The sequence below is a fragment of the Dactylosporangium sp. NPDC051541 genome (assembly GCF_044454505.1).
GTDB lineage: Bacteria > Actinomycetota > Actinomycetes > Mycobacteriales > Micromonosporaceae > Dactylosporangium.
In genome coordinates this window covers 1-9,711 of record NZ_JBITDU010000044.1, presented here as the reverse complement: position 1 = coordinate 9,711, position 9,711 = coordinate 1, and the positions used below count along the sequence as shown (strand labels likewise).

2 protein-coding genes are annotated in these 9,711 nt (G+C 72.6%); both read left to right on the top strand.

Annotation, left to right across the window (positions count from 1 at the left end; translation table 11 throughout):
- Nucleotides 1–914, top strand: a 914-nt coding sequence (locus tag ACIA8L_RS56145; protein ID WP_395918480.1) for a beta-ketoacyl reductase, incomplete at its 5' end; no start/stop codon positions are given.
- Between the two features lie 19 nt (nucleotides 915–933).
- Nucleotides 934–9,711 (top strand): beta-ketoacyl synthase N-terminal-like domain-containing protein (locus ACIA8L_RS56140; RefSeq protein ID WP_395918478.1); only part of this gene is annotated, 8,778 nt, incomplete at its 3' end.

Sequence of the window (9,711 nt, the reverse complement as noted above, 5' to 3'; positions counted from 1 at the left end):
ACCAACTCCTACCCGCCACCACACGGCTGGTCCTGTACTCCTCCGCCGCCGGCACCCTCGGCACCCCCGGACAGGGCAACTACGCCGCCGCCAACGCGTTCCTCGACGCCCTCGCCCACCTGCGGCCCAACACGGTCAGCGTCGGCTGGGGGCTGTGGGCGCCGACGTCGGGCATCACCGGGCAGCTCGGCGACGCCGACCAGCAGCGGCTCGCCCGGGCCGGGGTGCGGCCCCTCGGCACCGAGCACGGCCACCGCCTCCTCGACGCCGCGCTCGCCACCGGCGGCCGCCACTACGTCGCCGCCGACCTGGACCTCAAGGGCGTGCGGGCCGGTGGGGCGGTGCCGCCCCTGCTGCGGGGGCTGGTGCCGGCCGGGGTCCGGCCCCGGCGCGGTGCCGGCGAACGGGTGTCCATCACCGCACGGCTCGCCGGGCAGGGGCGGGCCGAGCAGAGCCGGCTGCTGCTCGACCTGGTGCGCAGCAACATCGCGGTGGTGCTCGGGCACGCGCAGCCGGACACCGTCGACGTCGAACGCGGCTTCCTCGACATGGGTTTCGACTCCCTGACCGCGCTGGAGCTGCGCAATCAGCTGCGGGACGCGACCGGGCTGCCGCTGCCGGCCACCGCGATGTTCGACTTCCCGACGCCGGTGGCGATCGTGCGGTACCTGCACGGGCAGCTCGTCCCGGCGGCCGAGCCGGACGGCGACCCGCACGAGGCCGCGATCCGCCGGACTCTGGCCGGGATCCCGCTCGCGCGGCTGCGCGCGGCCGGCCTCCTCGACGTGCTGCTCGGCCTGGCCGGTGGCGCGGACGCGGCGCCGGAGCCGGCCGCGGACGGGGCGCAGGCGATCGCGGACGCCGACGTCGATGACCTGATCAACCTGGCACTGACCACCACCACCGAGTCCTGAAGTCGTCGAGGGGCAGACAATGGCTACGTCGTCGGAGAAAGTCGTCGAGGCGCTGCGCGCGTCACTGCTGGAGAGCGAGCGGCTGCGGCAGCAGAACCGCCGGTTGACCCAGGCGGCCCGCGAGCCGATCGCGATCGTCGGCATGGCCTGCCGCTACCCGGGCGGCGCGGCGGACCCGGAGCGGCTCTGGAAGCTCGTCGCCGGCGGTACCGATGCGATCTCGGGTTTTCCGGCGAACCGCGGCTGGGACCTGGAGCGGCTGTACCACCCGGACCCCGACCACGCCGGCACCGCCTACGTGCGGGAGGGCGGGTTCCTGCACGACGCCGACGGGTTCGACGCCGACTTCTTCGGGATGAGTCCCCGCGAGGCCCTCGCCACCGACCCGCAGCAGCGGCTGCTCCTGGAAACGGCGTGGGAGGCGTTCGAGGACGCCGGGATCGGCCCGGCCGAGCAGCGGCAGAGCAACACCGGCGTCTTCACCGGCGTCATGTACAACGACTACGGCGGCCGGCTCATCACGAACCTGCCCGCCGGCTTCGAGGGTTTCGTCGGCACGGGCAGCGCGGGCTCGATCGCGTCGGGCCGGATCTCGTACGTCTTCGGTCTGCAGGGTCCGGCCGTCACGATCGACACCGCCTGCTCGTCGTCGCTGGTGGCGATGCACCTGGCCGTCCAGGCGCTGCGCCAGCAGGAGTGCGACCTCGCCCTCGCCGGCGGCGCCACGGTGATGGCCACGCCGACGACCTTCATCGAGTTCAGCCGCCAGCGCGGGCTCTCACCGGACGGCCGTTGCCGTTCATTCGCAAAATCCGCCGGGGGTACTGGCTGGGGCGAGGGCGTAGGCCAACTCGTCCTCGAGCGCCTGTCCGACGCGCAGCGCAACGGCCGCCGTATCCTGGCCGTGATCCGTGGCAGCGCCGTCAACCAGGACGGCACCAGCAGTCAGCTCTCGGCCCCCAACGGCCCGTCCCAGGAGCGCGTCATCCGGCAGGCCCTGGCGAATGCCGGCCTCGCCACCACGGACATCGACGCCGTCGAGGCCCACGGCACCGCCACCACCCTGGGCGACCCGATCGAGGCCCAGGCGTTGGCCAACACCTACGGCCGCGGCCGCGGTACGCCTTTGTTGCTGGGCTCGATCAAGTCGAACATCGGCCACACCCAGGCCGCCGCCGGTGTCGCCGGCGTCATCAAGATGGTCCAGGCCATCCGCCACGGTGTGCTACCCGAGACGCTGCACGTCGACGAGCCGTCGCCACACCTGGACTGGGAGACCAGCGGCCTGCGACTCCTGACCGAGCCCACCCCCTGGCCCACGGTCGACCGCCCCCGCCGCGCCGCCGTGTCCTCGTTCGGCATCAGCGGCACCAACGCCCACCTGATCATCGAACAGCCCCCGGCGGTCGACCCCGAACCGGCCGAAGTCGATGGGGAGCCGGTCATCTGGCGACTGTCGGCCAAGACCCCGGACGCGTTGCGCGACTACGCCACCCAGCTGGAGCGGTCTGACGCCACCCCGGACCAGATCGCCGCCACCCTGGCCGGCCGAGCCCTCTTCGCCCACCGGGCGGTCATCACCGCCAACCACACCGACGCCCTCCACGCCCTCGCCACCGGCGCGGAACACCCGAACCTCACCGTCACCCCGACCGCCGGCCCCATCACCGCCCGCACCGCATTCCTGTTCTCCGGCCAAGGCAGCCAATACCCCGGCATGACGCTCGACCTCTACCGGTCGAACCCGATCTTCACCGCCACCTTCGACACCGTCCGCGAAGCCCTCGACCCCCACCTGCCCAAACCCCTGCTCGAGGTCATCGACACCCCCGAACTCAACACCACCCTCTACACCCAGCCCGCCCTCTTCGCGATCCAGACCGCACTACATGCCGCCCTCGGCATCACACCCAACTTCTACGCCGGACACTCCATCGGCGAACTCACCGCCGCCTACCACGCCGGCATCTGGAACCTCACCGACGCCGCCAAGATGGTCACCGCCCGCGCCAAACTCATGCACACCATGCCCCCCGGCGCCATGCTCGCCATCCAAGCCACCGAAAACGAAGTCCTCGAGGCGCTGCACCACCACCCCGACGTCGACATCGCCACCATCAACGGCCCCACCAGCATTGTCGTCGCCGGTAACCAGGACGACCTGCAACCCGTCAAAGCACACTTCGATCAGCTAGGCCGCAAAACCACGACCCTCAACACCGCACACGCCTACCACTCACGCCACACCGACGCGATCCTCCAGCAATTCCACGACATCGCCGCCACCCTCACCTACAACGAGCCCCACACACCGATCATCACCGACAGCGGCAGTCAACCCACCACCCCCGACTACTGGACCAACCACATCCGCAAAACCGTCCGCTTCCACGACACCATCACCGCACTCCACAACCTCGGCACGAACACGTACATCGAAATCGGGCCTCACGCGACCCTGACCCCGCTCGCCCCGCCCGACACCCTCGCCATCCCGACCCAGCGGCGTAGCCAACCCCACGCCGACACCCTCACGACCGCGATCGCCACTGTCCACACGCACACCACCACGGCCGTCGCCTGGCCCGACGTTACGGCCGCGACGGCAACCATCCCGACGTACCCGTTCCAGCACACCTCCTACTGGCTGCACCACACCGGACCCAGCGGCCCGCACGGCACCGGTCATCCGCTGCTCGCCACCGCGATCCAGCTCGCCACCGGCGACACCCACGTGCTCACCGGCCGGCTCGACCCGAACACGCAGACCTGGCTCGCCGAGCACACGGTCCACGGCACCGCCGTCCTGCCCGGGACGGCCATCCTCGACCTCGCCTGGCACGCCGCCGCCCACGTGGGCGCGGCCGGCGTCGAGGAGCTCACGCTGCAGGCCCCGCTGACCGTCACCGGGCCGACCTGGGTCCAGGTCACCGTGACCGGGGCGGAGCTGGCCGTACACTCGCGGGCCGAAGCCGCCGACGGCGACCCGGCGCAACCGTGGACCCGCCACGCCACCGCCGTGCTCAGCCCCACCGCGGTGATGCCCCGGCCGGCCCCCGCCGAGTGGCCACCCGACGGCGCCGCCCCGGTCGACCTTGACGACCTCTACGACACCCTGGCCGACGGCGGGCTTGGCTACGGGCCGACGTTCCAGGGACTGCACACCGCCTGGCGGCTCGGCGCCGACATCTACGCGGAGCTGAGCCTCCCCGACAGCGGCGCACCCGGCGGCCACCCGATCCACCCGGCGCTGCTCGACGCCGCCCTCCACGCCATCGCGCTGTCGGGCCCGGCCGCCGACGGCGCCGTCCGGCTCCCGTTCGCGTTCGCCGATGCCGCCGTACACCTGGACGGGTCGGCCGCACCGAACAGCCTGCGGCTGCGGCTGGCGGCGAACGGCGACCGGCACCGCGTCGACCTGTACCGGCCCGACGGGACCCCGGCGGCCACCATCGGCTCGGTCGCGACCCGGCCGTTCGACGCCGGTCAGCTCGCGGCCGACACCCGCAACAGCCTCTTCACCCTCCACTGGACGGAGCTGGCCGCCTCGCCGCCGGGGCCCGCGCCCGCTGACGTGGTGACCATCGTCGCCGGCACCGACCCGGCGACGGAAGACGTCCCGGCCGCGACGCACCGGCTCGCCGAGACGACCCTGCACCGGCTGCAGGACGCCCTCCGCGGCGCCGCACCCGTCGCGGTCGTGACCCGGGGCGCGGTCCCCATCGGTACCGTCACCGACCTCCCGGCCACCGCCGTGTGGGGTCTCATGCGCAGCGCGCAGAGCGAGCACCCGGGCCGCATCACGATTGTCGACACCGACGACACCCTCCCCGTCGAGACCGCCCTGGCCGCCGGCGAACCGCAGATCGCCGTCCGCGACGGTAGGCTGTACGTCCCCCGGCTCACCCGCGAGACCGCCACGCCGACGACTCCCGCCTACGAGGGCCCCGTCCTCATCATCGGCGGCACGGGTACCCTCGGCCGGCTCCTGACCGAACACCTCGCCACCGACCACGGCATCCAGGACATCGTCGTAACCAGCCGCAACGGCACACCACCCGTTGTCACCTGCGACGCCGGCGACCGCCAGCAGCTGCAGCGGCTCCTCGTCGAACACCACTTCGGTACCGTTGTGCACGTCGCCGGTACCACCGCCGACTCCACTGTCGACACTCTCACCCCCGAACAGCTCCACACCGTCCTGCGGGCAAAGGTCGACGCCGCCTGGAACCTCCACCAACTCCTACCCGCCACCACCCGCCTGGTCCTGTACTCCTCCGCCGCCGGCACCCTCGGCACGCCCGGGCAGGCCAACTACGCCGCCGCCAACGCGTTCCTCGACGCCCTCGCCCACCAGCGGCCCAACACCACCAGCATCGGCTGGGGGCTCTGGCAGCCGGCCTCGGGCATCACCGCCCAGCTCCGGGACGCCGACCAGCAGCGGCTCGCCCGCAGCGGCGTCGAGGCGCTCGCCCCGGACCGCGCCCACCGCCTCCTCGACGCCATCGTCGCCGACGGCCGGCCGCACCAGGTCGCCATGGCGCTCAACCCGCGGGCCCTGCGCTCCGCCGCGGAGCTGCCCGCGCCGCTGCTCGGCCTGGTGCCGGCCCAGCCGCGGCGAGCCGGTGCGTCGACCCTCGCGCAGCGGCTCGCCGGGCTCGGCGAGGCCGAGGCCCGCGCCGCGCTCACCGACCTCGTCCGCACCCACGTCGCCGCCGTCCTCGGCCACGCCGACGCCGCGGCGGTCGGGCCGGACCGGGCGTTCCAGGACCTCGGGTTCGACTCGTTGACGGCCGTGGAACTGCGCAACCAGCTGAGCGCGGCGACCGGGCTGCGGCTGCCCGCCACCCTGACGTTCGACTACCCGACGGCGGCGGCGGTCGCGGCCTACCTGCGGGAGACGTTGGCCGGTGCCCGCCGGGAACGCACGAGCGTCGCGGCCACGAGCACCGGCGAGCCGATCGCGATCGTCGGTATGGCCTGCCGCTATCCGGGCGGAGTGGTGTCGCCGGAGGGGCTGTGGCGGCTCGTCGCCGACGGTACCGATGCGATATCCGGTTTTCCGACGAATCGCGGCTGGGATCTGGAGGCCCTCTATCACGCCGACCCGGACCACCCGGGGACCGCGTACGTCCGCGCGGGTGGGTTCCTGCACGACGCCGACCGGTTCGACGCCGACTTCTTCGGTATCAGTCCGCGTGAGGCCCTCGCGACCGACCCGCAGCAGCGGCTGCTGCTCGAGACGGCGTGGGAGAGCCTGGAGGGGGCCGGCATCGACCCGGCCTCGTTGCGCGGCAGCAACACCGGCGTCTTCACCGGTGTCATGTACGGCGACTACGGCGGCCGGCTCATGCTGCACGCCCCGGACGGGTTCGAGGGCTACCTCGGGACCGGGAGTGCGGCGTCGGTGGCGTCCGGCCGGCTCTCCTACACGTACGGTCTGCAGGGGCCCGCGGTCAGCGTCGACACCGCCTGCTCCAGCTCCCTGGTCGCGATGCACCTGGCCGCGCAGTCGCTGCGGCAGGGCGAGTGCGACCTGGCCCTCGCGGGCGGCGTCACGGTGATGGCCACGCCGGGCGCGTTCATCGAGTTCAGCCGGCAGCGCGGCCTGTCACCGGATGGGCGCTGCCGCTCGTTCGCGGCCGAGGCGGACGGCACCGGCTGGGGCGAGGGCGCCGGCCTGATCGTCCTCGAGCGGCTGGCGGACGCGCGAGCGAAGGGGCACCAGGTCCTGGCGATCCTGCGCGGCAGCGCGGTGAACCAGGACGGCGCCAGCAACGGTCTGACCGCCCCGAACGGCCCTTCCCAGGAGCAGGTCATCCGGCAGGCTCTCGCCAATGCCGGCCTGTCCACCGCGGACGTCGACGCGGTCGAGGCGCACGGCACCGGCACCAAACTGGGCGACCCGATCGAAGCCCAAGCCCTCGCCAACACCTACGGCCGCGACCGCGACCAGCCTCTGCTGCTGGGCTCAATCAAGTCCAACATCGGCCACACCCAGGCCGCCGCCGGTGTCGCCGGCGTCATCAAGATGATCCAAGCCATCCGCCACGGGATGCTCCCCCAGACACTGCACGCCGACCAGCCCTCACCACACCTCGACTGGTCCGACAGCGGCCTGCAACTCCTGACCGAGCCGACCCCGTGGCCGGCCGTCGACCGCCCCCGCCGCGCCGCCGTCTCCTCCTTCGGCATCAGCGGCACCAACGCCCACCTCATCATCGAACAGCCCCCGGCCGCCGACCCGCCACCGGTCGAAGTCCATGAGCAGCCGGTCACCTGGCGGTTGTCGGCCAAGACCCCGGAAGCGTTGCGCGACTACGCCGCCCAGCTGGCGCCGGTTGACGCCACCCCGACCCAGATCGCCGCCGCGCTCGGCAGCCGGGCTTTGCTGCCGCACCGGGCCGTCATCACCGGCGACCACGCGGCCGCCCTGCACGCCCTCACGACGGGTGCGGAACATCCCGGCCTCACCGTCACCCCCGTCGGCGGACCCATCACCGCCCGCACCGCATTCCTGTTCAGCGGCCAGGGCAGCCAATACCCCGGGATGGCGCTCGGCCTCTACAACACCGACCCGGTCTTCACCGCCACCCTGAACACCGTGTGCGAGGCCTTGGACCCGCACCTGCCCAAGCCCCTACTCCAGGTCATCGACACCCCCGAACTCAACACCACCCTCTACACCCAGCCCGCACTGTTCGCCATCCAGACCGCATTGCACGCCGCCCTCGGCATCACCCCGAACTTCTACGCCGGACACTCCATCGGCGAACTCACCGCCGCCTACCACGCCGGCATCTGGAACCTCACCGACGCCGCCAAGATAGTGACCGCCCGCGCCAAACTCATGCACACCATGCCGGCCGGCGCCATGCTGGCGATCAAGGCTTCCGAGGCCGAAGTCCTCGACGTCCTGCGACACCACCCTGACGCCGACATCGCCACCATCAACTCGGCCACCGATGTCGTCGTCGCCGGCGATAAGAAGATCCTCGAGCCGGTCCAAGAGCACTTCGAGCGCCTGGGCCGCAAAGCCAGGATCCTGAACACCGCACACGCCTACCACTCACGCCATACCGACGCGATCCTCCAGCAGTTCCACGACATCGCCGCCACGCTGACCTACAACCAGCCCCACACACCCATCATCACCGCCGGCGAGCCGACCGACCCGCAGTACTGGACCGACCACATCCGGCAGACCGTCCGCTTCCACGACACCATCACCGCACTGCACGACCTCGGCACCAACACGTACATCGAGATCGGACCCCACACCACCCTCAGCGCGCTCACGCCGCCCGATGCCCTGACCATCCCGACCCAGCGGCGTAACCAACCCCACACCGACACCCTCACGACCGCGATCGCCACCGTCCACACCCACACCACCACCCCGGTGACCTGGCCCGCCACTCATGCGGAGCCGGCAACTGTCCCGACGTACCCGTTCCAGCACAGCTCCTACTGGCTCCACGACACCAACCCCACCGGCCGCCACTCGACCGGGCACCCGCTGCTCACCGCCGACATCCGGCTGGCCGCGAACGACACCCGCATCCTGACCGGCCGCCTCGACCCGGCGACCCAGCCGTGGCTGGCCGAGCACCGCGTCAACGGCACCGTCGTCCTGCCCGCCACCGCCGTGCTCGACCTGGCCCTCCACGCCACGGCGAACGCGATCGAGCAGCTGACCATCCACACCCCGGTCGCCGTCACCGCCGCCACCGAACTCCAGATCACCGCGACCGACGCGCAGCTCACCGTCCACGGCCGGGCGGCGACCACCGGCGACGAGCCGCCGCCGTGGACCCTCCACGCCACCGCGACCCTCACTCCCGGCCCGGCCGACGGCGAGCCGAGCCGGCCGCACGGCGCCTGGCCGCCGGCCGACGCGACAGTCGTCGACGTCGAGGATCTCTACGATGCCGTCGCGGACACGGGAATCGAGTACGGGCCGACGTTCCGGACCGTGACCGCCGCCTGGCGGACCGGCGACGGCCTGTGCGCCGAGGTCACGGCCCCGGACGCGCCGGGGAACACAATCCACCAGGCGCTGCTCGACGCCGTGCTACAGGCCGCCGTCGCCGGTGCTCAGGAGCCCGGCCGGCCGCTGCTGCCGAGCGCGCTGCGCGGGGTCGCCCGGCACGGCGACGCGAACGGGAAGGTGCGGGTGCTGGTCCGCTCGACGGCGGCCGGCACGGTGACACTGACCGTGACCGACGACGCGGGCCGCCCGGCGCTCACCGTCGCCGAGGTCACCATGAGCCCCGCACCCGCCCTCGGTGGCGGCGGCGAGAACGCCCTGTACGCGCTGTCGTGGGCCGACGTGCCGCTCCAGCCGCCGGTCGCCGCACCGGCCACCGCACCGACCGGCCTGGTCACCATCGCCGCGGCCGGCGACCCGGACGAGGACGTGCCGGCCGCGACCCACCGCCTCACCGAAGCCGTCCTGCGACTCCTCCAGGAGGCCCTCCGCGGTGACGGACCGATCGCGGTCGTGACGCGGGGCGCGGTACCCATCGGCGCCATCACCGACCTCCCCGCCGCCGCCGTCTGGGGCCTCGCCCGCAGCGCCCAGAGCGAACACCCAGGTCGCATCACCATCCTCGACACCGACGACACCCTCCCCCTCGAAACCGCCCTCGCCACCGGCGAACCGCAGATCGCCATCCGCGACGGCAACCTCTACATCCCCCGCCTCACCCGCGAAACCCCAGCCCAGACAACACCGATCCACGAAGGGCCCGTCCTCATCACCGGCGGCACCGGCACCCTCGCCCGGCTCCTCGCC